Here is a 25063-nt window from a genome sequence, read left to right as displayed (position 1 = left end):
CAGGTGCGGCTGGCTGACTCGGAGGCGCTCATGACTCTGCTCGACAAGGACGGTGTGCGGCTCACCGTGGACGGTGCGATCGCCACGGTGTCCCTCGCCAACGCGGCCAAGCGCAACGCGCAGTCGCCGGCCATGTGGCGGGCGCTTGCCGAAGCGGGGTCGCTGCTGCCGGGAAACGTACGGATCGCGGTGCTGCGTGGTGAGGGCAAGTCCTTCTCCGCGGGCCTCGACCGTCAGGCGTTCACGCCCGAAGGCTTCGACGGCGAGCCGTCGTTCATCGATCTTGCGCGCGGCACGGACGAGGCACTGGACGCCACCATCGCCGAGTACCAGGAAGCGTTCACCTGGTGGCGGCGCACCGACCTGGTGTCCATCGCCGCTGTGCAGGGGCATGCCATCGGTGCCGGCTTCCAGCTGGCGCTCGCCTGCGATCTGCGGGTGGTCGCGCCGGACGTCCAGTTCGCCATGCGCGAGACCAGCCTCGGGCTCGTACCGGACCTGACCGGTACCCACCCCCTGGTCGGGCTGGTGGGCTACGCCCGCGCGCTGGAGATCTGCGCCACCGGGCGCTTTGTGCACGCCGAGGAGGCCGAGCGGATCGGCCTCGCCAACCTCGTGGTGCCCGGCGACCAACTCGACGCCACCGTGGCCGATTTGGCGGCCGCGCTCACCGCCGCGCCGCGCGATGCCGTCATCGAGACCAAGGCCCTGCTGGCCGGTGCCGCGGGCCGTACGTACGAGGAGCAGCGCCGCGCCGAGCGGGCCGCCCAGGCGCGCCGGCTGCGTGACCTCGCGGGCGTGGGGGAGTAGTTCCCCGCCCCATACCTTCACTTGCCCGAGCTGCCCGGCCGCGCTCCCACGGAGTGCCCGGCCGGGCCGGCTCATCAGGTCCGGTCCACCGCTGTGACCAGCACCGCGACCGTCGAGACCGTGGGCGGCGCGGCCGCCACCGCCTGCCGTACGGCGCAGGCCACATCCAGCGCCCGGTGACCGGGCGCGGTCGCCAGCTGGATCAGGGCATGCCCGTCGGTGAGCCGCACCGGACGGGACGCACCGCCGAGCACCGGCGCCAGCCGGGCCACGCCCGCGACGCCCCGCGCGACGGCGGCGACGCCCGCCGCGCCCTCCTGCGTCGCACCGGTCCGCTCACCCGTCGCGGGCGCGGTGGGCGGTACTTCCTCCTGGGGCGCGGAACCGGCTGACGCGCCCTCCGCCGTGGCCTCGTCCGCTTCCAGCAGGCCGCTGACCCGCAGATCCACCACGCCCACCACCAGCCCCAGCCCCTGGATCGACGCCTCCAGCAGTGCGGCGCGCACCTGGTCGGCGAGTACGGGCAGCGGCCGGTCGGCCACCGCGGCGAACTCCGCCTCGATCCGCAGCGGGCCGGGCGGCAGCGCGCTCGGCGGCGCCGGCACCGCCGGTTCCGGGGCGTGGCCGGGGTCGGCGACGGACAGCCGCAGCGAGCCGAGGCGGACACCGGCCGGGGTACCGGCGGACGCCCGCAGCGCCCCGGTGGCCGCCTGCTCGGTGATCCACGACCCGTCCGCGGGCCCGCCGAGCGGCAGCAGCCGGCCGATCCCGAGCTGTCTGCGGACCGTCTGCGCCAACTGGTTCCCGGCCACCGCGTCACCCCTTTCCCGGAAGGTCCCCGGACGGTTCCGGACACGTCCCGGACCACGCCCCCAGCCTGCCGCAGACCCGCCCGCACGGCAGGGCGGTGGGCCCGGCGGCGCCGTAGGGAGCACTCGCCTGCCACATCCCCGGGGCGGGCCGGAGACACCCGACCTACTGTGGGAATCGGAGCGGGCGGACCGCTTCTCCCCGCGGAAAGGGATACGGCGATGAGCGAGAGCCAGCAGCACGCAGAGGCGCCCAGGACGCCCGCCAAACGGGGCGGCGGCGACCCCGCGACCCGGGGGCGGACCACCATCGCCGACGGTGTCGTGGAGAAGATCGCCGGCCTGGCGGCCCGGGACGTCATCGGCGTGCATGCCATGGGCAGCGGCCTCGCCCGTACGCTCGGCGCCGTCCGGGACCGGGTGCCCGGCGGCGGCAGGTCCGCGACCGCGACCCGGGGTGTCAAGGCCGAGGTCGGCGAGGTGCAGACCGCGCTGGACCTGGAGATCGTGGTCGATTACGGAGTCGCCATCGCCGATGTCGCACGGTCGGTCCGGGAGAACGTCATCTCCGCCGTGGAGCGGATGACGGGCCTGGAGGTCGTCGAGGTCAATATCGCGGTCAGCGACGTCAAGCTGCCCGACGAGGCAGACGAAGAAGAGGAATCGGAGCCACGGCTCCAATAGCCGGACGCGTCCGGAGTGGCAGCGAAGGAGCGACGATGAGTATGGCCGTGGGCGGCCTCTTGGCCGGTATGGCGCTGGGCTTCGCCGGATACTTCGGTGGTTTCGGCGCCTTCCTCCTGGTGGCGGCGCTGGGCGCCATCGGGTTCGTGGCCGGCAGGTTCCTCGACGGGGACTTTGAAGCCGGCGATTTCTTCCGTCCGCGCGGCGGCGACCGCGACCGGCGGCGGTGAAGCCGGGTGGCGACGGTGTCCCCGGCCGCCGCTGCCACCGCCGTACCGGCGGGTGAGCGGGGCGCGACCAGAATCGCGGACCGGGTGGTGGCGAAGATCGCCGCACGGGCCGCCCGGGAGGCGCTGCGCGCGGAGTCCCCGCGCGCCCGCACGGACGCCCATGCGACGGTGACCGTGCACCGGCGCGACGACCGTCAACACTTCGGCGAGGCGCGGGTGCGGATCGCCGTGGAGCTGGGCTACCCCTCCGACATCGGCGGACAGTGCCGGGTGGTGCGCCGCCGGGTCACCGAACGGGTGACGGAGCTGGCGAACATGACGGTGCCCGAGGTCGCGGTGGAGGTCGAGCGGCTGCACTCCCCGCTGCTGGACCGTACGGAGCGCGGGAGGGTGCGATGAGCGACGAGGACGCGGAGCGGTCCGACACCCGGCGGCTGCCCACGCTCGACAAGACGCCGGACGGGACGGAAGGGACGGGCGGGGCGGACGGGGCGACACCGGCCGCCGAGGACGCCCCGGGCACGGGGGCCGCCGACCACCACCGGATCCGGCGCTTCCGGTCGGCCCGCCGGGTGCCGGCCGCCCTGGTGGCACTGGTGCTGCTGGCCGCCGCGGGCCTGTTGCTCTACGACGTGGCCGCGGTACGCGCCAACCGTCCCGCGATGACCTGGCGCCGGTGGCTGGCCCGCGAACTGGGCACCCGTCACCTCGACAACCCCTGGGTCCTGGGCGCCGCCGCGCTGGCCGTGGTGCTCGGCATCTGGCTGGTCGTCTCGGCCGTCACCCCCGGACTGCGCCAGGTGCTGCCGATGCGGCCGGCGGCACCGGACACCCGGGCCGGGCTGGACCGTGCGGCCGCCGCGCTGGTGCTGCGCGACCGGGCCATGGAGGTCGCCGGCGTGCAGTCCGTACGGGTGGCCGTCAGCCGCCGCAAGGCCAAGACGCACGCCGTCTCACACTTCCGCGAACTGGACGAGGTCCGCGCCGACCTCGACACCTCGCTCGGTGAGGGGCTGCGGCAGCTGGGCCTGGCGCACGAGCTCCGCCTGACCGTGGACGTCCGGCGCCCGAAGAAGAGGTGAGCGAGCGATGCGCAGAGGCCGCGGAAGGGTCAACCGGGTGCTGCTGGGGCTGATCGGTGTGGTGCTGTTCGGGGTGGGCGGCCTGGTGCTGTTCGGCGGCTTCGATCTGCCCGCGAAATGGCACCTCGGCCTGCCCGCCGGCTGGCCCTGGTCCCGCCCCGACCAGGTGCTGCTCCCCGCACGGCAGCGCACCCGCTGGACGGACCAGGGCTGGTGGTGGCCCGTCGTCATCGCCGCGCTCGCCGTCTTCCTGCTGCTGATGCTGTGGTGGCTGCTGACCCAGCTCCGGCGGCACCGGCTGACCGAGATCCTCGTCGACAGCGGCGACGGCGAGGGCGCCCAGCTGCGCGGCCGGGCCCTGGAGGCCGCCCTGACGGCCGAATCGGAGGCGCTGAACGGCGTCGACGGGGCCGGTGTGCTGCTGACCGGCCGCCGGGGTGAGCCGCATGTGCGGGCCGTGCTGGCGCTCGCCCCGCACGCCGACCCGGGGACCGTCGTCCGGCGGCTGTCGGACGAGGCGATGGCGCACGCCCGCCGCTCGGCAGGGCTGGACCGGCTGCCGGCCGAGGTCCGGCTGCGCGCGGTCAAGCACCGGCCCGAGCGGGTCAGTTAGGGCCTTGGGACGACGGCGCGGAGGCCGCCGTCCGCCGCGCGTCAGAACCCGTGCCGGGCCCCGCCGTCCACCGGCACCATCACCCCGTTGATGTACGACGCGGCCGGTGACAGCAGGAAGGCCGCGGCCTTGCCGAACTCCTCCGGCCGGCCGTAGCGGCCCAGCGGGATCGCGGCGCAGTTGCGGGCGCGGGACCCCTCGGGGTCGCCGGAGCGCGCGTCGAGCTGGGTCATCCGGTCGGTGGCGATCCGGCCCGGCAGGACGCCGAGTACGCGGATGCCGCGCGGCCCGAGCTCGTTGGCGAGCGACTTGGCGAAACCGGCGAGACCGGGGCGGAGCCCGTTGGAGATGGTCAGTCCGCCGATCGGCTCGTACACCGAGCCGGACAGCACGAAACCGATCACCCCGCCCTCGGGCAGCTCGGCAGCGGCCGCGCGGGCCAGCCGTACCGCGCCGAGGAAGACCGACTCGAAGGCCGACTGCCACTGTGCGTCGGTGTTGTCGGCGGTGGTGCCGGGTGCCGGGCCGCCCACGCTGATGAGCACTCCGTCCAGCCGGCCGAAGCGTTCCCGGGCCGCCGCCATCAGGCGGCCGGGGGTCTCCGGGTCGGCGTTGTCGGCCGCGATGCCCAGGGCCCGCTCGCCGAGCGAGGCGGCCGCCGCGGCCGCGCTCTCCTCGGTGCGTCCGGTGAGCACGACCTGGGCGCCGTCGGCGACCAGTTCACGGGCGGTGGCGAAGCCGAGGCCACGGGTCGCCCCGGTGACGAGGTACGTCCGGTCGGTGAGTCCAAGATCCATGGCCCCTAGTGTGCCCGGGCTCCGTCCTGGAGGCCGAAGGCGGTCCCCACCAGGCCGATATGGCTGAAGGCCTGCGGGAAGTTGCCCAGCTGGCGCCGGGCGGCCGGATCGTACTCCTCGGACAGCAGCCCCACGTCGTTGCGCAGCCCCAGCAGCCGCTCGAACATCTCCTGGGCCTCGGCCCGCCGGCCGCTCAGCCGGAGCGCGTCGGCGAGCCAGAACGAGCAGACCAGGAAGGTGCCCTCGCCGCCCGGCAGCCCGTCGACCGCGATGCCCTCGGTGCTGTAACGGCGTACCAGACCGTCGTGCGTCAGCTCCCGGCGCACCGTGTCGATGGTGCTGAGGACCCGTGGATCGTCCCCCGGCAGAAAGCCGACACGGGGGATCAGCAGGGTCGCTGCGTCTAGTTCCCGGGAGCCGTAGAACTGGGTGAAGGTGCCGCGGTCGGCGTCGTAGCCGCGCTCGCACACCTCGCGGCGGACCTCGTCGCGCATCGCCCGCCAGCGGTCGGCCTCCCCGCCGAACTTCGGATACGCCTCGATCGCCCGCACCGCCCGGTCGGCCGCGACCCAGGCCATGACCTTGGAGTGCACGAAGTGCCGGCGCGGCCCGCGGATCTCCCACAGCCCCTCGTCGGGGTCGCGCCAGGTGGACTCCAGGTAGTCCACCAGCGCCCGCTGGATGCTCCAGGCGTGCTGCTCGGCGGGCAGTCCGGCCGAGCGGGCGATGTGGAAGGAGTCGAGGACCTCGCCGTAGACATCGAGCTGCCGCTGTTCGACGGCGGCGTTGCCGATGCGTACGGGCGCGGAGTCGCAGTACCCGGTCAGCCACGGCAGCTCGGCCTCCGGCAGCCGCCGCTCACCGGCCAGCCCGTACATGATCTGAAGGTCGTCGGGGGCGCCGGCCACCGCGCGCAGCAGCCAGTCCCGCCAGGCGCCGGCCTCCTCCAGATATCCGGCGGAGAGCAGGGAGTTCAGGGTGAGGCTGGCGTCACGCAGCCAGCAGTAGCGGTAGTCCCAGTTGCGTACGCCGCCCAGCTCCTCGGGCAGCGAGGTGGTGGGGGCCGCCACGATGCCGCCGGTGGGCGCGTAGGTGAGGGCCTTGAGGGTGATCAGCGAGCGCATCACGGCCTCGCGGTACGGCCCCTTGTAGCGGCAGCGCGCCGACCAGTCGTGCCAGTCGTCCAGGGTGTCCTGGAGCGCCGTGAACGGTTCGATCTGGGTCGGCCGGGGCTCGTGCGAGGGATGCCAGGTCAGCACGAACGCGGCGCGCTGCCCCGCGGCGACGGTGAAGTCCGAGCGGGTGCTGAAGTCCTTGCCGTAGGTGGTGCTTTCGGCCGGGGTGCGCAGCCACACCGAGTCCGGTCCGGCGATCGCCACCCGGCAGCCCTCGGTGGCGCGCACCCAGGGCACCACCCGCCCGTAGTCGAACCGCAGCCGCAGCACCCCGCGCATCTCGACGCTGCCGCTGAGGCCCTCCACGATCCGTACGACGTCGGGCGCCCGGTCCCGCTGCGGCATGAAGTCGGTGACCCGGACACTGCCCGTGGGGGTCTCCCAGACGGTGTCGAGGATCAGCGAGTCGCCGCGGTAGGAGCGCTGGGCGCGGGCGTCGGGGGAGCAGGGGGCGAGCCCCCAGTGGCCGTTGTCCTTGCCGCCGAGGAGGGCGGCGAAGCAGGCGCCGGAGTCGAAGCGCGGCAGGCACAGCCAGTCGATGGACCCGTCGCGGCCGACGAGTGCGGCGGTCTGAAGATCGCCGATGAGCGCATAGTCCTCGATACGTGGGTGCACTCAGCGCCCCTTCCCGCCCGGAGGGTGCGCTACGCGATGGTGACGGCCGTCCGGGTTACGGGCCGGCCGGGGCCGGCGTCGCCTCGTCGCCGGCTGCCTCGGTCTCCCCGGAACCGGCGGGTTCCGCGGTCCGCCCGCCGTCGCCCGCGGCCGCGGTGGCCCCGGCCTCCCGGGCCTCTTGGGCCTCCTTGGCCGCGGCCGCCCGGTCGCGGCGCTCGCGGCGTACGAGGACGATCCAGCCGACCGGCACGGCGGCGGCGAACAGCCACCACTGGATGGCGTAGGCCATGTGCGGGCCGATGGAGTCGTGGTCCGGCTCGGGGACCAGCTCCGGGGTGTTGCCGGGCGACTTGGGCGTGGTCTGCTCGATATAGCCGCCGAGCATCGGGCGGCCGGTCCGCTTCGTCTGCTCCGAGCTGTTGATCAGCATGACCTGGCGGGCCGGCAGGCCCTTGGTGTCCTTGATGCCGCTGGCGGCGGTGGTCTCGTCGGCCATCATCCGGCCGGTGACGGTGACCTTGCCGCGGGGGGCGGCCGGGACGTCCGGGAACTTGGTGAGGTCGTTGCCGGCCGAGACCCAGCCGCGGTTGATGAGCACGCCCCGGCCGTCGCCGAGGACCAGCGGGGTCACCACGTAATAGCCGATGCTCTGCTCGTCGGCGGCGGTGCGCTGGCGAACCACGACCTCGTGGGCGGTGTCGTAGGTGCCGGTGGCGGTGACCGTGCGCCACATGTCGCGCCGGGGCAGCTCCCGGCCGGGGGCGGCCAGCGTGGTGACCGGAACCGGGTCGTCGGCGAGACTGCGCGCGATCAGCGCGTTCTGCGCCACCTTGTGCTGATGGCGGTGGAGCTGCCAGTAGCCCAGCTTGATCATGACGGGGATCAGCACAAGACCCACGAGGGTGAGGATCACCCACTGCCGGGACAACAGGAAGCGGTACACGGCTTCGACGGTACCTGGGGCGCCGGGACCGCCGAGCCGGGGGTCCCCCTGCGGGTACCGCCGGCGCCCGCCGGGGGAGGCAGCCGGGGAGTGCCGGGCCGGTCCGCCCGGGCCGGTCCGGTGGCCACCCCGGGTTCAGCCCGGGTTCAGCCCTGCTTCAGACCCGGTCGACGATGCCCACGCGGCCGTCCGAGCGGGCGCAGTGCGCGCCGCAGTACCACTTCTGGTCGGCCTCGACGCCCTGCCCGATGATCTGGCAGCGGCAGTGCTCACAGATCGGCGCCATGCGGTGGATGGCGCAGGCGAAGCAGTCGAAGACATGCACCGCGCCCTGCGCGTGCACCTCGAACGTCATGCCGTATTCGTTTCCGCAGACCTCACAACGTGCCATGCGCCACAGATTGCGGGCGCCGCCCGTGCGCGGCGCGGTGCCGACGGGTGTGTTGGGCGGGCTTCACCCGGACGCAGGCGCCGGGGCCACGTCCTGGAGCAGCTGCATGAAGGCCGCCTCGTCGATGACGACCGTGCCGAACGAGGCGGCCTTGGCGGTCTTCGAGGTCCGGGCGTCGGGGTCGTTGGTCACCAGCAGGCTGGTCAGCCGGGACACGCTCGTGGCGACATGCAGGCCCGCCTCGATCGCCCGGTCCTCCAGCAGCTCACGGTCCACCGACGTGTCACCCGAGAAGGCCACCCGCATCCCCTGGATCAGCCGGCCGCCGGACTCGTAGCGCCCCGGGTTGGGGTACGGGCACGCCGGGCGCTTACGGGACGGCCGCCAGGACGTGGGGCGGTAGGACGAGGCGGCGGCATGCTGCCGGGGCGCGGGGGCGTCCGACCACTCCGTCAGCGGCTGGCAGCTGAGCAGCGGCAGCCGCACATTCTCCTGCGCGGCGCGCCGCAGACTCGGGCGGAACGCCTCGGCCAGCACCCGGGCGTCATCGAGCGCATGGTGGGCGCGCTCCTGCACCACGCCGTAATGGGCGGCGAGGGACTCCAGCTTGTGGTTGGGCAGCGGCAGCCGCAGTTCCTTGGACAGGGCGATGGTGCACAGCCGCTGCTGCACGGGGGCGGTCGCCGCGGCGCGGGCGTACTCGCGGGCGATCATCGACCAGTCGAACATGGCGTTGTGCGCGACCAGCACCCGGTCCTCCAGGCGCCGGGACAGCTCCGGGACGATCTCCGGGAAGAGCGGGGCATCGGCGAGCACGGCGCTCGTGAGCCCGTGGATCCAGACCGGCCCGGGGTCCCGCTGCGGGTTGACGAGGGTGTACCAGTGGTCCTGGACGTCGCCTTGGGCGTCGAGTTGATACACGGCTGCCGAGATGATCCGGTCGTCGCGGGCCAGGCCCGTGGTCTCGACGTCGACCACCGCGTATCCCTGCGGATACGCGGCGGGCCAGGGAGCCGGCGGCGTCTGCGGGCCCGGCTGCTGCCCAATCTTCGGCGCGATCGGGTCGGCGGCTGCTGCCATGCGGTCTTCGAGCATGGTCCCTGAGGATACGGGCCACCACTGACAGCCACCGAACCGCATCGGACCACACCGGAGGGAGACACTCCTGGCGCTCCCGCAGATTGCGGGTGGGTGGGGGAGTTGACGGGGTGTGGGGGGGCGGGGCGGGGCGGGGGCTCCGGGGGGTTACCTGGTCCGGTCCGGTCTGTTCTGGTTCGGGGCGGTGCGGGGTCTGGGGCTGGGGGTTGGGGTCTGGGGGTGCCCACCTGACCCGCCCACCCCCCGAAGGGGGGTGGGCGGCGGGGAAAAAACAGCAGGCCCCTAGGAGGAGGCGTGGGAAGCGGGCCCGCCCCCAGGCAGCGAAGTTGCCCAGAAAGCGGGCCTGCCCCAAGAAGCCGGACCTGCCCAACGAAAAAAGCCAGCCACCCGGAATGGCCGAACAACACCCCGGAGAAAGGGGGTATACGGGAACCCCCGAAAGGAAGCAGGCAAAACGCCCCTCCCGTGGCCCCCGGCGAGAATCACACGAACGGGCGGCAGTGGGCCCGGCCGGCTGCCACCGACCCACCCGTATGCCCCCGCGACCCCCGGCCGGGAGTGAGGCCCCAAGCCGCCGACGGTCACCGCCCGCCCACCCCACCCCCGTTCAGCAGCCGGCCACCCCAGGGGCGAGCAGCGAGCCCACCAGTGCCTCCAGCGTGACCGTGAACAGGCGCCCGGTGTCGGCCGGACCGGCGAGTGCGCGGGCCAGTGCCGGGTCGTGTTCGGCGGTGGGGGAGTCCCACAGTTCGCCCTCGCTCGGATGCTGTTCGGGTGACCGCTCGCGGTTGCGCTCGACCAGGACGAAGCCGACGACCTGGAACTGGATCGCCCGCACCGCCTCGGCGGCCGTCTCGCCGCGCAGCCCGGCGGCGTGCATCTCATGGACCAGCGCCTGCTGCGCGGGCAGGAACATCCGTTCCGTCAGGCCGCGTTCGTGCACCATCGCGATCAGCTGCGGGCGCTCGCGCAGCGCCGAGTGCAGAGCGCGGGCGACGGAGACGATGCGGGCGCGCGGGGTGTCCCCGGTGGGGTGGATCTCGCCCATCTCCCGGACGGTGCGTTCGACGAGGGCGTCCAGCAGCGACTCGCGGTTGCCGACGTGCCAGTAGATCGAGGTGACGGCGGTGCCCAGTTCCGTGGCGAGGCGGCGCATGGTCAGCGCGCCGGGGCCGTCCGCCCGCACCAGCCGGGCGGCGGTCGTCAGGACCTCTTCGCTGGTCAGCGCGGTACGTGTCATATTCCCCCCACTATCCCTCAACTCCCGTACGCACACAGCCCTTTACCCTTCATCCCGCTCGGTGTAACAGTGTTACAGACGCCTCGCACGACCCCCGCAAGTCACCGACGACGAAGGGTGGTACGCCATGGCACGCATACGCTACGGAGCCCGCACCGCGGCGGAGATCACCGCGGCACGCACCGCGAGCTCCCGGCTCCCCGAGATCTGGTCCACCGGTGTGGTCGCCGTGTGGGAGAGCGACCCGGACGCGGTCGCGGCCGTGCTGCCGCCGCCCCTCGAACCCACCGGACGCCCGCTGGTCCGGGCCACCATCAGCAAGGTCGAGCTGCCCGGTTACCCCCTGGGCGCCGGCTCGGTCGCCGTCGCCGCCGCCCACCGCGGCGTCGAGGGCTGGTATCCGCTGGTGATGCCGATGACCCATGAGCGGGCCCTGACCGGCGGGCGGGAGGTCTTCGGCGAACCCAAGAAACTGGGCGAGGTCACCGTCGACCGCGACGGCCCGGTGGTGCGCGCCGCGCTCGCCCGGCACGGCATCGCCTTCGTCGAGGTTCGCGGCGCGGTGAGCGGACCGCTGCCGGTCCCCGAGCCGGCCAGGAAGACCGACTTCTACTTCAAGTTCCTGCCCGCCGTGGACGGTTCGGGCCTAGACCTCGACCCGGTGCTGGTGCACTGCCTGCGCCACGAGAAGGTCCGCAGGCTGGAGCGGATCACCGGCGATGTCGTGCTGCGCGAGTCGATGTACGACCCCGTCGCCGACCTCCCCGTACACACCCTCGTCGAGCTCACCCTCGGCGAGAAGACCACCGACCAGCAGGGCCGGGTCGTCGAGCGGGTCAGTGCCGAGTCCCTGCTGCCGTACATCCACCAGCGCTACGACGATCCGCAGCAGATCCTCGACGGGCCGCCCGAGGGGAGCGCCTGATGCCGGTCCTGCCCGGAGCGCGACGCCGAGCCTCCAGCCCGTCCCGAGTCCCCCTGCCGTCCCGAACCCCCCGGCCGTCCCGAGCGGCCCTGCCGTCCCGAGCGGCCCGGCGAGGGGAGCGGGCATGGAGCTGACAGCGGGACAGGTCGCGGTCGTCACCGGCGCCGCGAGCGGTATCGGCCTGGCCATGGCGCGCCGCTTCGCCGCGGAGGGGCTGCGGGTGGTCCTCGCGGACGTCGAGGAGGAGCCGCTGCGGGCCGCCGCCGACGAGCTGACCGCGGACGGCGCCCGGGTCCTGGCGCGCACCGCGGACGTCGGGGTGCGCGAGGAGGTCGCCGCCCTCGCTGACGCCGCGTACGACGCCTTCGGGGCCGTCCATCTGCTGTGCAACAACGCGGGGGTGGGCTCCGGCGCCGAGGGGCGGATGTGGGAACACGAGCCCAACGACTGGGCCTGGGCGTTCGCGGTGAACGTCTGGGGCGTCTTCCACGGCATCCAGTGTTTTGTGCCCCGGATGCTGGCGGGCGGCGGCCCCGGCCATGTCGTCAACACCTCCTCCACGGACGGTGGCGTCGCCCCGCTGCCCACCGCGTCCGTCTACGCCGTCACCAAGGCGGCCGTGGTGACCATGACCGAATCGCTCTACGCCCACCTCAAGGCCGAGGGCGCCCCCATCGGTGCCTCGGTGCTCTTCCCCGGCCCGCACATGCTCCGCACCGGCCTGTGGGAGTCGCACCGCAACCGGCCCGCGCGCTACGCCAAGTCCCGGCCGCGCCGTACGCCGTACCGCAGCCTGGCGCAGTGGGAGGCGGCCATGAAGGAGGCCGGGCAGGACGTCGCCTTCACCCCTGTCGAGGACGTCGCCGCGCAGGTCGTGGACGGCGTACGGGCGGACCGCTTCTGGCTGCTGCCGCCCGCCGCGCACACCGACGCACAGATCCGCGCGCGGTCCGCCTCGATGCTCGGCCGCACCGCCCCCGACTACCTGGAGCACTTCATCCTCGACCCGGACGACTGAGGGAGGTTCGCCATGACGGACCCACAGGCCGCTACCGACCCACAGGCTCCTGACCCACAGGCCCCTACGGACCCACAAGCCCCCGCGGAACGGCCGGACACCCGTCCCGGCCCGGACGATCCGTACCTGATCATCTCCTCCGACTGCCACGCCGGGCTCCCCACCGAGGAGTACCGCCCCTACCTGGAGGCCCGCTTCCACCGCGCCTTCGACACGTTCCTCGGCGAACGGGACGCCCGCCGCGCGGCGGCCACCCGCCTCGGCATCCGCAACGAGGCCTTCGCCGCCCGCTGGTTCCAGGACCACGAGGAGGGCCTGCGCGGCGGCTGGGACCCCGCCCAGCGCCTGAAGGAGCTCGACGGCGACGGGGTGGCGGCGGAAGTCGTCTTCCCCGACGCGGACGCCGTCGACAGCGGCACCGCGGCCCCCTTCGGCGTCGGCCTCGGCCTCTCCGGCGACCAGGACCCGGACCTCGGCATGGCGGGTGCCCAGGCGCACAACCGCTGGCTCGCCGACTTCGTCTCCGGGCACCCCGAACGGCACTGCGGGGTGGCCCTGCTGCCGGTCACCGCCGACACCGGCCGGGTCGTGGCCGAGATTCACCGTGCCAAGGAGTCCGGGCTCGGCGCCCTGATGATCCCGTCCATGTGGGTCGACAAGGAGCCGTACCACGACCGCCGTTACGACCCGGTGTGGGCGGCGGCCGCCGAGTGCGCGATGCCGGTGCTCACCCACTCCGGGGCGGCACCCCGCCACGAGTACGGCGACCACCTCGGGATCTATGTCTCCGAGGTGACCTGGTGGCCCGCCCGCCCCCTGTGGTTCCTGCTCTGGTCCGGGGTCTTCGAACGCCATCCAGGACTGCGCTTCGGCGTCGCCGAGTCCGGCTGCTGGTGGCTCCCCAACCTGCTGTGGTTCATGGACCGCCTCTACCTGGGCGCGCACGGCGGCAAGAAGCTCTCCCCGTTCGCCGCCCTCACACGCCCGCCGCACGAGTACCTGGACCGGCAGGTCTTCGTCTGCGCCACCAACACCAAACGCCGGGAACTCGCCCAGCGTTACGAGATCGGCGTCGACAACATCCTCTGGGGCAGCGACTTCCCGCACCCCGAAGGCACCTGGCCCGACACCCGAAGCTGGCTGACGAAGACCTTCCATGACATTCCGGTCGCCGAGACCCGCCGGATGCTGGGCCTGTCCGCCGCCGAGGCGTTCGGCTTCGACACCGCGCGGCTGGCCCCGCTGGCCCGCCGTATCGGCCCTACCCCGGCGGACCTCGGCCAGAGCGCCGACCAGACGGCGGTCGAGGCCTCCTGGGCCCGCTCCCGCGAGGTGGGCCGCCACTGGCTGACCGACCACGACTTCCCGGTACTGGGGGCGCAATGACCGACGACCGCTACACCGTGATCTCCGCCGACTGCCACGCCGGCGCCGACCTCCTCGACTACCGGCCCTACTTGGAGTCCCGGTACCACGACGCCTTCGACGCCTGGGCGGCGTCCTACGTCAACCCGCACGAGGATCTGCTCGCCGACACCGCCGACCGCAACTGGAACTCCGCCCGCCGCCTGGCCGAACTGGAAGCCGACGGCATCGTCGCCGAGGTCGTCTTCCCGAACACCATCCCGCCGTTCTTCCCCAGCGCCGCCCTCATGGCCCCCGCGCCCAGCGGCACGGACGCCGAGCAGCGCTGGGCGGGCCTGCGCGCCCACAACCGCTGGCTCGCCGACTTCTGCGCCGAGGCCCCCGGCCGCCGCGCCGGTGTCGCCCAGATCCTCCTCAACGATGTCGACGAGGCCGTACGGGAGGTCCGCCGCACCAAGGAAGCCGGTCTCACCGGCGGCATCATGCTCCCCGGCACCCCGCCCGGCTCCGGCCTCCCCGAACTCCACTCCACGTACTACGACCCCCTCTGGGCGGTCTGCGCGGAACTGGACGTGCCCGTCAACCACCACGGCGGCTCGGCCTCCCCGCCGCTCGGCGACGAACCCGCCGCCCGCGCCGTCTTCATGGTCGAGACGACCTGGTTCTCCCACCGGGCCCTGTGGCACCTGATCTTCGGCGGCGTCTTCCACCGCCATCCCGGTCTCCGCCTGGTCCTCACCGAACAGGGCTCCGGATGGATCCCCGGCGTCCTGGACATGCTGGACTACTACCACGGGCGGCTGGTCGCGGCCGCGTCCCAGGCCGCCACCGCCGAGGCCAAGTTCGGCGTCGGCCTGTCCGCCGCCATGGGCGACTCCCCGGCCGGAATCTGGCGCGACCACTGCTTCGTCGGCGCCAGCTTCATGCGCCCGCACGAGGTCCCGCTGCGCCACCGCATCGGCCTCGACAAGATCATGTGGGGCAGCGACTACCCCCACGACGAAGGCACCCACCCGCACTCCCGCGAGGCCCTCCGCCTCGCCTACGCCGACGTCCCGGCCGACGAGACCGCCGCCATGCTCGGCACCAACGCCGCCCGCGTCTACGGCTTCGACCTCGCCCGCCTCGCCCCCCTCGCCGCCCGCGTCGGCCCCAGGGTCACCGACATCGCCGAGCCCCTGGAAAAGATCCCCCCGGACGCCACCAGCCCGGCGTTCGCCCGGGGCGGATCGGTACGGGTGTGGTGAGGGGGCGGACCGGCCGCGCGACGGACTGAAGCGGAATGCCCCACCGGCGGCGGGCCCGGGGCACTCCTTACGGCGTGCCCCGGAAGCCGGTGCTGTTCCGTCGCCCGCCGGTCCCCGGCTCAACGCTTCCGGTGGCTCACGCGGACCCGGGCCGCCTTCCCCGGCCGGCCACGTCGAGCAGCATTTTCGCGGCCAGCGTCGCCCCGTCCGTACGGATCGTGCCCGCCACGGCCCTCGCGCGTACCCCGGTCTCCGGGGCCAGGGTCGTGGTGAGCGCGGCCGACAGGGAGCCGACGGTCGGGGCCGGGCCGTCGTGTACCGCGCCGATGCCCAGCTCGGCCACCCGGGCGCCCCAGTGCGGCTGGTCCGCGATCTGGGGCACCACCACCTGCGGCGCACCGGCCCGGGCCGCCGTCGTCGTGGTGCCCGCGCCACCGTGGTGGACGACGGCGGCCACCCGGGCGAACAACGCCTGCTGGTTCACCTCGCCCACGACGAAACAGTCGTCCCGGTCGTCGATCCGGGCCAGCTCGGCCCAGCCGCGGGCGAGGAGCACGCGGTGGCCCCGCGCGCGGACCGCCTCGACGGCCACCCGGGCGAGGTCCTTCGACATGTGCAGGGCCATGCTGCCGAAGCCCACGTACACCGGCGGTTCCCCGTCGTCCAGGAACGCCTCCAGCCCTTCCGGGAGGGGGCGTTCGTCCGGCAGGATCCACGCCCCGGTCTGCACCAGGTCGAGCTCCGTCATCTCCTGCCACGGGCCCAGGACCGGGTCCGCCGCCAGCCACGGCCGGCCGGTCAGGACATGGTCACGGACACTGTCCACCGGCGGCAGGCCGATCGCCGCCCGGTGACGGTTGAGCGCTTCCCCGTACAGCGCGTTCACCCGCCGGCCGTCCTGCTCCCACAGCACCTTGAGATCGGTCTCCTCCTGTGGGGACGGCGTGCCGGGCCGCGCCCCTGGACGGAAGTGCCGCGAGGGCAGCCCGAACGGATGGAAGCAGGCGAACACGTAGGGGATGCCCAGCTTCTCGGCCACATCCGGTGCGCCGGCCGGCATCAGGCCGGTCGCCAGGAGCGCGTCAGCCCCCTCGGCCGCCACGGAGAGCGTGTCGAACCGCGCGGCGACCAGCTCCGGCGCCAGCCGGAACGCGTCCTGCGCCGTCGGCGGCCGCTCGCCGGTCACCACCGAGCGCACCGACGGGCCGAGCGGCACCAGCTCCACGCCGACACCGGCCAGCAGCGTCGCGAACTCCTCGTCCGGCGGCGCGCACACCTGTGCCTCCACGCCGAATTCCCGCAGCCGCACCGCCAGCGCGGCCAGTGGTTCGACGTCCCCGCGCGATCCCCAAGTCGACAACACCACACGCATAGCGCAAATCCCCCATTTCCCCAGGTTCTGGTTTCGGCCGCCCATCTTGCGGCACGACCCGGGTCTTGCCGCAAGCCCCCTGGTGCGCTATAGGTTGAGAGTGGCAGGGAGATGCACCTCCCTGCCTTTGTTGTGTGCCGTCCGCCCTGGCCGGACGGCCTCCTCGCGAAGCGACGGCCGCCCGCAGCGGATTCCCTGCGCCTTTACGCGAGGTCCTGAGCCCCCAGCAGCCGCGCCGGCCGTGCCACCTCCGTCACCGCGCCGTCCGCCCCGACGCTCACCCGGCGGAGGGTGGCCCCCGGCTTCCGGGTGGCCACCTCCACCAGGCGGCCGTCGGTGAACACCCCGGCGGCGCCGTCATCGACCGCCCAGCCTGCGGGCAGCGCACGGTCCTTGACCGCCGCCAGATAGCCGGGCCGCCGCTCCGGCTCGCTGTCGTAGTGCGGGCACAGACTGCCCGGCAGCAGGCCCAGCCCGTCGGCGAGCGGCGTCGGCGGGCCGAACGAGTCGGAGAACGCGGACTCGAACCAGCAGCACGCCCCGGCGCTGATGCCGCACAGCAGCACTCCGGACGCGTAGGCCTCGCGCAGGATGCCGTCCAGGCCGTGCACCCGCCAGACGGCCAGCATGTTGGCGGTGTTGCCGCCGCCGACGTAGACGATGTCCTGCGCGAGGACGAAGGCCCGCAGATCGGTCACGGTGCGCCGGAACAGCTCCAGGTGGCTCGGTTCGCAGTCCCGCGTCCCGAAGGCCGTGTGGAACTTCTCGATGTAGCCCGGTGCGTCGCCGCTCGCGGTCGGCAGGAAGCAGACCTTCGGCCGGGGGCGCCCCGCGGTTTCCCGTACGAAATCGTCCAGCAGGGTGTCCGGATCGTCGGAGAAGCCGCCGCCGAGCAGGACGAGGGTGGGTGCGCCGGTCATGGGGCCTCGATTCCGGTCGTGGTGGGGGCGCCGGCGGCGGACGGTGCGGCCCAGCTGACGGCACGTCTTACATACTTCTCAGTAACAACCCCTAGCGGCACGCCCGTCAACGCCTTTATGGTGCGGGACATGCCGCACCTGCCCGATGTCCTGTTGTGGTCCGTACCGGCCTTCGTCCTGCTCACCGTCGTGGAGATGGTGAGCTACCGCCTGCATCCCGACGAGGACGCGGAGGGCTACGAGGCGAAGGACGCCGCCACCAGCGTCGGCATGGGGCTCGGCAGCCTCGTGTTCGACGCGCTGTGGAAGTTCCCCATCGTGGCGATCTACGCCACGATCTACGAACTCACCCCGCTGCGGGTGCCCGTGCTGTGGTGGACGCTGCTCCTGATGCTGCTCGCACAGGACTTCTTCTACTACTGGTCGCACCGCGGCCACCACGTCATCCGCGTCCTGTGGGCGTGCCATGTTGTGCACCACTCCAGCAAGAAGTTCAACCTCACCACCGCGCTGCGGCAGCCCTGGACGACCTGGACCGTCTGGCCGTTCTACGTCCCGATGGTCGCCCTCGGCGTCCACCCGGCCGTGATCGCCTTCACCTCCGGGGCCAACCTCGTCTACCAGTTCTGGGTGCACACCGAGCGGATCGACAAGCTGCCCCGGCCCTTCGAGTTCGTGCTCAACACCCCGTCCCACCACCGCGTCCACCACGCCTCGCAGGGCGGCTACCTGGACCGCAACTTCGGCGGCATCCTGATCATCTGGGACCGGATGTTCGGCTCGTTCGTCGCGGAGACGGAGCGGCCGGTCTACGGGCTCACCAAGAACATCGAGACCTTCAACCCGCTGCGGGTGGCCACCCATGAGTACGCCGCCATCGCGCGGGACATACGGGCCGCGGACAGCTGGCGCGAGCGCGCCGGCCGGGTGTTCCGCGGGCCGGGCTGGCAGCCGGCCGAGCGGATCGCCGCGGCGCAGGCGGCGAAGGACGGCACGGCCGGGAACCGGGCGCCCGCCTCCGTCGAGGAGCCGGCCGCGTGACGGCACGCTGGCCGCGGGCCGTATCACCGCTGCTGTGGGCGTTCGTCCTGCTGAGCGTCGTGCACCTCGGGGCACTGATGGCGGGCGTCCTGCCCGTCGTGCAGCTCACCAAGCCCGTACTGATGCCGGTGCTCGCCGGCTATGCGCTGGCGCGCGGCGGCCCCCCGCTGCTCGCCGCCGCGCTCCTCTTCGGCTGCGGCGGCGACACCTTCCTCCAGATCGGCGGGGACATCGCCTTCCTGGTGGGGATGGGCTCGTTCGCCGCGGGACACGTCTGCTATCTGCTGCTGTTCGCCCGTTACGGGGCGGCTCCGGCGGGCGGCCGACGGGGACCGAACGTGGCGGCCGGTGCCGTGTACGCCGTGCTGCTGGCCGGCACGGTGGTGCTCCTGTGGCCGGACCTCCCGGCGGAGCTGCGGATCCCGGTCGCCGGGTACAGCCTGCTGCTCACCGCGATGGCGTTCGGCGGGCTCCGGGCGGGCCCGTGGGCCGCGGCCGGCGGGCTGCTGTTCCTGCTCTCCGACACCTTGATCGCGAGCGGTATCGCGCACTGGCCGCAGCTCCCGGCCCCGCAGTTCTGGATCATGTGCACCTATGCCGCGGCCCAGTGGGCGCTGGCCGACGGGGTGCTGCGGTCCGCCACCACGGCTCCGCGGCCCACGCCACGGCAGGCGGGGGAGCTGCGGGCGGCGGGCGCACCGTAGGCGTGGAAGGGCTTTCGGCGGGCCGGTGCGCCACCGGAAGCCCCTCGACTTGAGTCTCCCTCCGGGGGAGACCCGAGAGTGGACGGCATGAACGAGGACGGCACGGGCCTGCTCACCATCGGCGAACTGGCCGGGCTGACCGGTCTTCCGGTCAAGACCATCCTCCCCCAAGCTCTCAAGGAGCAGGGGGGACCCCCAGTTGGTCGGACCAGGACCTGCTGCCGCCCGCCGCCCGCACCCCCGCGGGCTACCGGCTCTACGGCCCGGACGCCCCGGCCCGCCTGGAGATCGTGCGCAGCCTGCGCGCGCTGGGCATCGGGCTGGCGGCCATCCGGTCCGTACTGCACCGCGAGTGCACGGTCGCCGAGACGGCGGCGCAGTGGGCGGACGCGCTGGACGCGCAGATCCGCACCCTGCGGCTCCAGTCCGCGGTGCTGCGCTCGGTGGCCGCGCGGGGCAGCGCAGCAGAGGAGCTGCCGTACATGACCGAACTGGCCCGTCTGTCGGCCCGGGAACGCCGCCTGATCATCACGGACTTCGTCGAGGACGCCCTCGACGGGGTGGACGCCCCCGCCTACCGCAGCGGTCTGCTGGCCGCCACCCCCGAGCTGCCCGACGACCCCACCCCCGAGCAGATCGGCGCCTGGCTCGAACTGGCCGCCCTGGTCCGCGAGCCGGAACTACGGACGGCACTGCGCCGGCTGGCCGAGCACAGCGCGTGTACGGCGGGGACGGTGGAGGACCCGGCCGCGCAGGAGCAAGCAGCCGTAGGTGTCGCCGAGTTGATGCGGGTACGCGGTGAGGAGGCCGTCGCGGCCGGTATCGCGCCGGACTCCCCGGTCGCCGAGCCCGTCATCGCCGAACTGGTCGCCGCCTGGCTCCCCACCCAGACCGGCACCGCCGACCCGCCCGCCGAGGACGGCCCGGCGGCCCGCGCCCGGCTTCTGGAGCAGCTGGAGACCGCCGCCGAGCCGCTGGTCGAGCGCTACTGGCAGCTGCTGTGCGCGGTCACCGGCCGGCCCGCACCACCCCGCTGGGACACCGCCGGCACCTGGACCACGGCCGCACTGCGCGCCCACCCCGGCCCGTACGAGCTGGACCGCTCCGCGTTCGACGGCACCGACCCGGACCGGGTGCTGCGCGCCTACGAAGAGGTGACCCGGGACGTCGCCGCCCTGGTCGCCGCCGTACGGCCCGAGGACCTGGCGCTGCCCACACCGTGCGCGGGCTGGACCGTCCGGCAGCTGCTCGACCACATGGTGTGGGAGAACCTGATGGCCACCTCGATCGCCGAGGACACCCCGCGCGCCGACCACACCGCCGACCACCTCGGCGACGACCACCGCACCGCCTTCGCGGACTCGGTACGTGCCGCCCATACCGCCTTCATCGAGAGCGGGATGCTGCACCGCACCTACGGCCCCTATGAGGCGCCCGGCGCGATGATCGTCCAACAGGTTGTGGTCGAACTCCTCGCACACGGCTGGGACTTGGCGCGGGCCACCGGCGCACCGACCGTACTGGCGCCGGAGACCGCCGAGGAGACCCTGGCCGCGGCGTACCGGATCTACGGCGCGGCGCCACGCACCGAGGGCAGCTCGTTCGCCCCGGAGCGCCCCGCCCCGCCCGGCGCGGGCGCCACGGACCGGCTGGCGGCCTTCCTCGGCCGCGACGTGGCCTGACCGGCCCACGGGCCCGCTCCCGGGAGGCGGAAAAGAGGGCCGGGTGATGATCACCCGGCCCTCCCCTCAACTGCCGTCACCGGCACATGAGTTACTTCTTCACCGCGTCCAGCGCATCGACGATGCCGTAGCCGAAGTGGCTGTTGACATGCTTGGTGCCGGTGCAGGTGGTGTCACCCGTGGGGCAGCCGGGGTTGTCCGCCTGCTTCTTGAGGAGCCACTGGATCTCCTGCGGGCTCGCCTTCGGGTGGGCGCTCTTGAGCAGCGCCGCGACACCCGCGACATGCGGGCTCGCCATGGAGGTACCGGCCAGGTAGGCCCAGTCGCCGCCCGGCATGGTGGAGAGGATGTTGCCGTTCTTGGCGGGCAGCTCGGGCACCTGCTTCGAGTCACCGCCCGGCGCGGCCACATCGATCTGGTTGAGGCCGTAGTTCGAGTAGTACGACTTGAGCTTCTGCACACCGGTCGCCGCGACCGTCACCGTGCCCGGCAGCTGGGTGGGCACGTCCCAGCAGGTCTTCGGGGTGACCTTGCGCTCGACGGGGGTGGTGTCGTTCGGGCTGGAGTTATCGGTGAGCTGGGCGGCCCCCAGATCCATCCCGGAGTTGCCCGCCGCCGCGACATTGATCGCGCCCTTGCGCTGGGCGTAGCTCGCCGCCCGGCCGACCGCGTCGATGATGGCGGCCTGGTCCGCGTCGTCCTTGCAGTTGAACATCCACGGATCGACGTAGTAGCTGTTGTTGGTGACCTCGACGCCGTGGTCGGCCGCGAAGACGAAGGCGCAGACCACGCTCTCGGCGTAGAAGAGGCTCGTCTCCGGCTCGCTGACCTTGAGGGCGGAGATCTTCACGCCCGGGGCGACCCCCGACACACCGACGCCGTTACGGGCCGCGGCGATCGTGCCCGCGACATGGGTGCCGTGGTAGTCCTCGTCCGGGTTCCAGGGGCGCCAGGCGCCCTTGGAGGTGTCGGCCACGCCGCCCACGCAGTTGGCGGACTGCTTCGCGGAGAAGTTGGCCTTCAGGTCGGGGTGGGTGTCGTCCACACCGGTGTCGATGATGGCGACGGTGACGTTCTTGCTGCCCGGGTTCACCTTCGCGGCCTTGTCGGCCTTGATGGCGGGCAGGTCCCACTGCAGCGGTTCCAGCGGCTCCTCGCCGTTGGCCTTCGCTGCCTGGCCGGCCGCCTTGAGCTGGGACTTCGGCAGGTCGATCTTCTGCGGCTTGCCGATGTCGGTGGTGCCCTGTGCCTTGAGCGGCGCGGTACGGGTCGCGCCCGCCGACTGCACGCCCGGCACCGTCCGCACGGTGGCGGCGAACTGCGGGTCGGCCGAGTGGACGACGATCACGCCTATCTGCTCATGGGCGATGATCACCTTCCCGCCGGCCTGGGCTATCGCCTTCTTGACCTTGCCGACCGTGGTGTGGCCGGGCGTGGTGTTCACGACGTACGAGAGCAGCGGGCCGTCGGCCGAGGCCGCTGCGGCCGGGGCGGAGTCCTGCGGTGCGGCGGTGGCCGCGTTCGGCAGGAAACCGAGCGACGCCGTCAGGGCCAGTCCGAGCGGTACGGCCAGCGCCCGCATGCGTCTTGAGCGGGGATGCGCCATGGATACTCCACATCATCCGTGAGACCGCCCGGGTGCGGATTTGCGCACGGGCGGGTGCGATGAGCGTGAAGTTATCGGCGATCACTCGCGGACAGCAATGGAAATGGGAAAAAAGCAGGGCGAAAACCTGACAAGGGGCCGGAATTGACAGGTAGTCAGCCGTGACGCCGCAGGGTCGTGATGCTCAGCGGGGGCAGTGAGATCCGTGGGCCGTACCAGCGGCGGGCGGCCGCGGCGGCCCCCGGGCGGGGCTCCGACGGCGTGACGGTGAGCGGCGCCGGCAGCCGGACACTGCCGTACGGGCGCCGACGGGGAGCGGGTGGCTGCGGGGCCTGCGGGGGCGGCGGATTCACACCGGGCTCAACGAAGCGCCCCGCGCGCGGTGGCGGTCGGCGCGGGCATTCCCCCGGTTTCTTCTGGGATTCAACCAACGACCCCCTGTCGGATCGTGAGCCACGCCTCTACGATGCGTGATCCAGATCACTTATATAAGCCTTATGATCGGGCGGGTGCTCCCGCGGAGACCCCGGACCGGTTGCTGGGAACCCGCCCCCTCGCGTCAGGAGATCCCGTGAGCGCCGCACCGACCCTCGACCCGGGGACGCATGAGCCGCCCGACTACCTCCAGGTGCAGTCGAGCGCGGAATTCGATGAACTCCGCCGCGCACACCGCTCGTTCGCCTTCCCGCTCACCGTCGCCTTCGTGCTCTGGTACCTCGCCTACGTGCTGCTGTCGAGCTACGCCGGCGGCTTCATGGCCACCAAGGTCGCCGGCCACCTCAACGTCGCCTTCGTCCTCGGCATCGCCCAGTTCGTGACGACCTTCCTCATCGCCTGGTGGTACTCCCGGCACGCCGCCGCCAAGCTCGACCCGAAGGCCGAGGCCATCAAGTCCCGCCTGGAGGGCGACGCATGAACCTCAGTCAGCAGCCGCTCGCGCAGCAGCTCGCGGCCGGCGGCGCGGGCGAGCACCGCGCCCTGATCATCACCCTCTTCGCGGTCTTCGTCGCCGCCACCCTCGGCATCACGGTCTGGGCGGGGCGGCAGACCAAGGGCACGGAGGACTTCTACGCCGGCGGCCGCCAGTTCACCGGATTCCAGAACGGCCTGGCCATCTCCGGCGACTACATGTCCGCCGCGTCTTTCCTCGGCATCGCCGGCGCCATCGCCCTCTTCGGCTACGACGGCTTCCTCTACTCCATCGGCTTCCTCGTCGCCTGGCTCGTCGCGCTGCTCCTGGTCGCCGAACCGCTGCGCAACTCCGGCCGGTTCACCATGGGCGACGTCCTCGCCTACCGGATGCGCCAGCGCCCGGTCCGGACCGCCGCCGGCACCTCCACCATCATCGTCTCGATCTTCTATCTGCTCGCCCAGATGGCCGGCGCGGGCGCCCTGGTCACCCTGCTCCTGGGCATCACCAGCGAGGCGGGCAAGATCCTGGTGGTCGTCCTCGTCGGCATCGTGATGATCCTTTACGTCACCATCGGCGGCATGAAGGGCACCACCTGGGTGCAGATGGTCAAGGCCGTGCTGCTGATCGCCGGCACTCTGCTGATCACCTTCCTGGTGGCGCTCAAATTCCACTTCAACCTCTCCGACCTGCTCGGCGCCGCCGCGGAGAACAGCGGCAAGGGCTCCGCCTTCCTGGAGCCCGGCCTCAAGTACGGCGCCACCGCCACCTCGAAGATCGACTTCATCTCCCTGGGACTCGCCCTCGTCCTGGGCACCGCGGGCCTGCCGCACATCCTCATCCGCTTTTACACGGTCCCCACCGCCAAGGCCGCCCGGAAGTCCGTGAACTGGGCGATCGGCATCATCGGCGTCTTCTACCTGATGACCATCGCGCTCGGCTTCGGCGCCGCGGCCCTCATCAAGCCCGAGACGATCACCGCCTCCAACAAGGCGGGCAACACCGCGGCCCCGCTCCTCGCCGAGGCGATCGGCGGCGGCGCCGGCTCCACCGGCGGCGCCATCCTGCTCGCCGTCATCTCCGCCGTCGCCTTCGCCACCATCCTCGCCGTGGTCGCCGGCCTCACCCTCGCCTCGTCCTCGTCCTTCGCGCACGACCTGTACGTCAACGTCCTCCGCAAGGGCAAGGCCACCGAGAAGGAGGAGGTCGGCGCGGCCCGCTGGGCCACCGTCGGGATCGGCGCGGTCGCCATCGTCCTGGGCGTCTTCGCCCGCGGTCTGAACGTCGCCGGCCTGGTGGCGCTCGCCTTCGCGGTCGCCGCCTCCGCCAACCTCCCGACGCTCCTGTACAGCCTGTTCTGGAAGCGCTTCACCACCCGGGGCGCACTGTGGTCCATCTACGGCGGCCTCGCCTCGTCCGTCTTCCTGGTGCTCTTCTCCCCGGTCGTCTCCGGCAAGGAGACCTCGATGTTCCCCGGCGCGGACTTCGGCTTCTTCCCACTGGAGAACCCGGGGCTGATCTCCATCCCGCTGGGCTTCCTGCTCGGCTGGCTGGGATCGCTGCTGTCGAAGGAGGAGCCGGACGCCCAGAAGTACGCCGAGCTGGAGGTCCGCTCGCTGACCGGGACCGGCGCGCACTGACGCGCTCCGGCTGAGGCGTCCGCACAGGGCCGGGCGGGGGTGGTGTCGTAGGGATCTACGACACCACCCCCGCCCACCTCGTGCTTCTCATCTCTGCTCGCTGTCACACCCATCGCGTAGGCTCGAAGACGTACTGATCCACCAAG

General features: G+C 72.7%; 25 protein-coding genes and 1 pseudogene. 16 read left to right on the top strand and 10 right to left on the bottom strand.

Annotated elements, in window-relative coordinates; genetic code table 11:
• The first annotated feature begins 30 nt into the window (after positions 1–30).
• Positions 31–810 carry an enoyl-CoA hydratase/isomerase family protein gene (locus tag QT196_RS09755; protein WP_168478513.1) on the top strand — a complete coding sequence of 260 codons (780 nt, stop codon included), beginning with the start codon at positions 31–33 and terminating at the stop codon, positions 808–810.
• A 74-nt stretch (positions 811–884) separates the two neighbouring features.
• Here the strand turns inward: QT196_RS09755 and QT196_RS09750 are convergent, their stop codons facing one another.
• The gene (locus QT196_RS09750; protein ID WP_168478512.1) at positions 885–1622 is read right to left on the bottom strand and encodes a hypothetical protein; all 738 of its coding nucleotides are present in this window, start codon (positions 1620–1622) and stop codon (positions 885–887) included.
• A gap of 219 nt (positions 1623–1841) precedes the next feature.
• On the opposite strand from QT196_RS09750, the gene QT196_RS09745 reads away from it, so the two are divergent.
• Genes QT196_RS09745 through amaP form a run of 5 tightly spaced genes read left to right on the top strand, consistent with a single transcriptional unit; the run spans position 1842 to position 4228 of the window.
• On the top strand, positions 1842–2303 hold the full coding sequence (locus tag QT196_RS09745) for an Asp23/Gls24 family envelope stress response protein (RefSeq protein WP_168478511.1): 462 nt from the start codon (positions 1842–1844) through the stop codon (positions 2301–2303).
• A gap of 35 nt (positions 2304–2338) precedes the next feature.
• Positions 2339–2533 carry a hypothetical protein gene (locus tag QT196_RS09740; protein ID WP_235470422.1) on the top strand — a complete coding sequence of 65 codons (195 nt, stop codon included), beginning with the start codon at positions 2339–2341 and terminating at the stop codon, positions 2531–2533.
• Between the two features lie 6 nt (positions 2534–2539).
• The gene (locus QT196_RS09735; protein WP_168478509.1) at positions 2540–2932 is read left to right on the top strand and encodes a hypothetical protein; all 393 of its coding nucleotides are present in this window, start codon (positions 2540–2542) and stop codon (positions 2930–2932) included.
• Positions 2929–3615 carry a DUF6286 domain-containing protein gene (locus QT196_RS09730; RefSeq protein WP_168478508.1) on the top strand — a complete coding sequence of 229 codons (687 nt, stop codon included), beginning with the start codon at positions 2929–2931 and terminating at the stop codon, positions 3613–3615. The genes QT196_RS09735 and QT196_RS09730 overlap by 4 nt, the downstream gene beginning before the upstream one ends.
• A 7-nt stretch (positions 3616–3622) precedes the next feature.
• Positions 3623–4228, top strand: coding sequence for an alkaline shock response membrane anchor protein AmaP (gene amaP, locus QT196_RS09725; RefSeq protein ID WP_290354753.1), 606 nt, complete (start codon positions 3623–3625; stop codon positions 4226–4228).
• 41 nt (positions 4229–4269) lie between these two features.
• Here the strand turns inward: amaP and QT196_RS09720 are convergent, their stop codons facing one another.
• From QT196_RS09720 to QT196_RS09695, 6 genes are all read right to left on the bottom strand, one after another.
• Positions 4270–5025, bottom strand: coding sequence for an SDR family oxidoreductase (locus QT196_RS09720; RefSeq protein WP_290354752.1), 756 nt, complete (start codon positions 5023–5025; stop codon positions 4270–4272).
• Positions 5026–5030: 5 nt separating this feature from the next.
• On the bottom strand, positions 5031–6815 hold the full coding sequence (locus tag QT196_RS09715; RefSeq protein WP_290354751.1) for a glycoside hydrolase family 15 protein: 1785 nt from the start codon (positions 6813–6815) through the stop codon (positions 5031–5033).
• 55 nt (positions 6816–6870) lie between these two features.
• Positions 6871–7758: an SURF1 family protein gene (locus QT196_RS09710; protein ID WP_290354750.1), complete on the bottom strand. Its 888-nt coding sequence runs from the start codon at positions 7756–7758 to the stop codon at positions 6871–6873.
• 157 nt (positions 7759–7915) lie between these two features.
• Positions 7916–8149 (bottom strand): hypothetical protein, encoded by a 234-nt coding sequence (locus QT196_RS09705; RefSeq protein WP_006606380.1) that lies wholly within the window; start codon positions 8147–8149, stop codon positions 7916–7918.
• Positions 8150–8212: 63 nt separating this feature from the next.
• Complete coding sequence (locus tag QT196_RS09700) at positions 8213–9244, bottom strand: DEDDh family exonuclease (protein WP_266730072.1); 1032 nt, start codon at positions 9242–9244, stop codon at positions 8213–8215.
• Positions 9245–9854: 610 nt separating this feature from the next.
• A complete protein-coding gene (locus QT196_RS09695) occupies positions 9855–10487 on the bottom strand; it encodes a TetR/AcrR family transcriptional regulator (protein ID WP_168478503.1) in 633 nt (210 codons plus the stop codon).
• Between the two features lie 127 nt (positions 10488–10614).
• Between QT196_RS09695 and QT196_RS09690 the strand changes: the two genes are divergently transcribed.
• From QT196_RS09690 to QT196_RS09675, 4 genes are all read left to right on the top strand, one after another.
• Positions 10615–11412, top strand: coding sequence for an acetoacetate decarboxylase family protein (locus QT196_RS09690; RefSeq protein WP_168478502.1), 798 nt, complete (start codon positions 10615–10617; stop codon positions 11410–11412).
• A 124-nt stretch (positions 11413–11536) separates the two neighbouring features.
• On the top strand, positions 11537–12430 hold the full coding sequence (locus tag QT196_RS09685) for an SDR family NAD(P)-dependent oxidoreductase (RefSeq protein WP_168478501.1): 894 nt from the start codon (positions 11537–11539) through the stop codon (positions 12428–12430).
• Between the two features lie 12 nt (positions 12431–12442).
• Positions 12443–13816: an amidohydrolase family protein gene (locus QT196_RS09680; protein ID WP_290354749.1), complete on the top strand. Its 1374-nt coding sequence runs from the start codon at positions 12443–12445 to the stop codon at positions 13814–13816.
• Positions 13813–15042 (top strand): amidohydrolase family protein, encoded by a 1230-nt coding sequence (locus QT196_RS09675; protein ID WP_168478500.1) that lies wholly within the window; start codon positions 13813–13815, stop codon positions 15040–15042. Before QT196_RS09680 ends, QT196_RS09675 begins: the two co-directional genes overlap by 4 nt.
• 136 nt (positions 15043–15178) lie before the next feature.
• Here the strand turns inward: QT196_RS09675 and QT196_RS09670 are convergent, their stop codons facing one another.
• The gene (locus tag QT196_RS09670) at positions 15179–16414 is read right to left on the bottom strand and encodes a glycosyltransferase (protein ID WP_168478499.1); all 1236 of its coding nucleotides are present in this window, start codon (positions 16412–16414) and stop codon (positions 15179–15181) included.
• A gap of 203 nt (positions 16415–16617) precedes the next feature.
• Positions 16618–17334 carry a peptidase E gene (locus QT196_RS09665; protein WP_168478498.1) on the bottom strand — a complete coding sequence of 239 codons (717 nt, stop codon included), beginning with the start codon at positions 17332–17334 and terminating at the stop codon, positions 16618–16620.
• Between the two features lie 129 nt (positions 17335–17463).
• Here QT196_RS09665 and QT196_RS09660 point away from each other — a divergent pair, with 129 nt between their 5' ends.
• The 4 genes and pseudogenes from QT196_RS09660 (at position 17464) to QT196_RS09645 (ending at position 20761) form a co-directional block, all read left to right on the top strand.
• Complete coding sequence (locus QT196_RS09660) at positions 17464–18375, top strand: sterol desaturase family protein (RefSeq protein WP_168478497.1); 912 nt, start codon at positions 17464–17466, stop codon at positions 18373–18375.
• A complete protein-coding gene (locus QT196_RS09655; RefSeq protein WP_168478496.1) occupies positions 18372–19079 on the top strand; it encodes a lysoplasmalogenase in 708 nt (235 codons plus the stop codon). The genes QT196_RS09660 and QT196_RS09655 overlap by 4 nt, the downstream gene beginning before the upstream one ends.
• 215 nt (positions 19080–19294) lie before the next feature.
• Positions 19295–19369: pseudogene (locus QT196_RS09650) on the top strand (heavy metal-responsive transcriptional regulator); the annotation flags it as partial.
• Entirely contained in the window at positions 19370–20761 is a 1392-nt protein-coding gene (locus QT196_RS09645) for a TIGR03086 family metal-binding protein (RefSeq protein WP_290354748.1), read from the top strand.
• A 91-nt stretch (positions 20762–20852) separates the two neighbouring features.
• Here QT196_RS09645 and QT196_RS09640 read toward each other — a convergent pair whose 3' ends face one another.
• The gene (locus QT196_RS09640) at positions 20853–22367 is read right to left on the bottom strand and encodes a S8 family serine peptidase (protein WP_168478494.1); all 1515 of its coding nucleotides are present in this window, start codon (positions 22365–22367) and stop codon (positions 20853–20855) included.
• Between the two features lie 571 nt (positions 22368–22938).
• Between QT196_RS09640 and QT196_RS09635 the strand changes: the two genes are divergently transcribed.
• Both QT196_RS09635 and QT196_RS09630 read left to right on the top strand, forming a co-directional pair.
• Entirely contained in the window at positions 22939–23283 is a 345-nt protein-coding gene (locus QT196_RS09635; protein ID WP_085927232.1) for a DUF485 domain-containing protein, read from the top strand.
• Positions 23280–24917: a cation acetate symporter gene (locus QT196_RS09630; RefSeq protein ID WP_168478492.1), complete on the top strand. Its 1638-nt coding sequence runs from the start codon at positions 23280–23282 to the stop codon at positions 24915–24917. The genes QT196_RS09635 and QT196_RS09630 overlap by 4 nt, the downstream gene beginning before the upstream one ends.
• The last annotated feature ends 146 nt before the right edge of the window (positions 24918–25063 follow it).

Source organism: Streptomyces sp. P9-2B-2 (assembly GCF_030406865.1).
In the GTDB taxonomy this organism is placed as follows: Bacteria; Actinomycetota; Actinomycetes; order Streptomycetales; family Streptomycetaceae; genus Streptomyces; species Streptomyces platensis.
The sequence above is the reverse complement of the archived record's forward strand: the minus strand, read 5'-3'. Positions and strand labels throughout refer to the sequence as shown.

What these genes read in the sequence shown, in the direction of transcription:
- QT196_RS09755 (WP_168478513.1), top strand. Translation starts at nt 31, where the DNA reads ATGACTCTGCTCGACAAGGACGGTGTGCGGCTCACCGTGGACGGTGCG.
- QT196_RS09745 (WP_168478511.1), top strand. Translation starts at nt 1,842, where the DNA reads ATGAGCGAGAGCCAGCAGCACGCAGAGGCGCCCAGGACGCCCGCCAAA.
- QT196_RS09740 (WP_235470422.1), top strand. Translation starts at nt 2,339, where the DNA reads ATGAGTATGGCCGTGGGCGGCCTCTTGGCCGGTATGGCGCTGGGCTTC.
- QT196_RS09730 (WP_168478508.1), top strand. Translation starts at nt 2,929, where the DNA reads ATGAGCGACGAGGACGCGGAGCGGTCCGACACCCGGCGGCTGCCCACG.
- amaP (WP_290354753.1), top strand. Translation starts at nt 3,623, where the DNA reads ATGCGCAGAGGCCGCGGAAGGGTCAACCGGGTGCTGCTGGGGCTGATC.
- QT196_RS09720 (WP_290354752.1), bottom strand. Translation starts at nt 5,025, where the DNA reads ATGGATCTTGGACTCACCGACCGGACGTACCTCGTCACCGGGGCGACC.
- QT196_RS09705 (WP_006606380.1), bottom strand. Translation starts at nt 8,149, where the DNA reads ATGGCACGTTGTGAGGTCTGCGGAAACGAATACGGCATGACGTTCGAG.
- QT196_RS09700 (WP_266730072.1), bottom strand. Translation starts at nt 9,244, where the DNA reads ATGCTCGAAGACCGCATGGCAGCAGCCGCCGACCCGATCGCGCCGAAG.
- QT196_RS09695 (WP_168478503.1), bottom strand. Translation starts at nt 10,487, where the DNA reads ATGACACGTACCGCGCTGACCAGCGAAGAGGTCCTGACGACCGCCGCC.
- QT196_RS09690 (WP_168478502.1), top strand. Translation starts at nt 10,615, where the DNA reads ATGGCACGCATACGCTACGGAGCCCGCACCGCGGCGGAGATCACCGCG.
- QT196_RS09685 (WP_168478501.1), top strand. Translation starts at nt 11,537, where the DNA reads ATGGAGCTGACAGCGGGACAGGTCGCGGTCGTCACCGGCGCCGCGAGC.
- QT196_RS09680 (WP_290354749.1), top strand. Translation starts at nt 12,443, where the DNA reads ATGACGGACCCACAGGCCGCTACCGACCCACAGGCTCCTGACCCACAG.
- QT196_RS09675 (WP_168478500.1), top strand. Translation starts at nt 13,813, where the DNA reads ATGACCGACGACCGCTACACCGTGATCTCCGCCGACTGCCACGCCGGC.
- QT196_RS09670 (WP_168478499.1), bottom strand. Translation starts at nt 16,414, where the DNA reads ATGCGTGTGGTGTTGTCGACTTGGGGATCGCGCGGGGACGTCGAACCA.
- QT196_RS09665 (WP_168478498.1), bottom strand. Translation starts at nt 17,334, where the DNA reads ATGACCGGCGCACCCACCCTCGTCCTGCTCGGCGGCGGCTTCTCCGAC.
- QT196_RS09660 (WP_168478497.1), top strand. Translation starts at nt 17,464, where the DNA reads ATGCCGCACCTGCCCGATGTCCTGTTGTGGTCCGTACCGGCCTTCGTC.
- QT196_RS09640 (WP_168478494.1), bottom strand. Translation starts at nt 22,367, where the DNA reads ATGGCGCATCCCCGCTCAAGACGCATGCGGGCGCTGGCCGTACCGCTC.
- QT196_RS09630 (WP_168478492.1), top strand. Translation starts at nt 23,280, where the DNA reads ATGAACCTCAGTCAGCAGCCGCTCGCGCAGCAGCTCGCGGCCGGCGGC.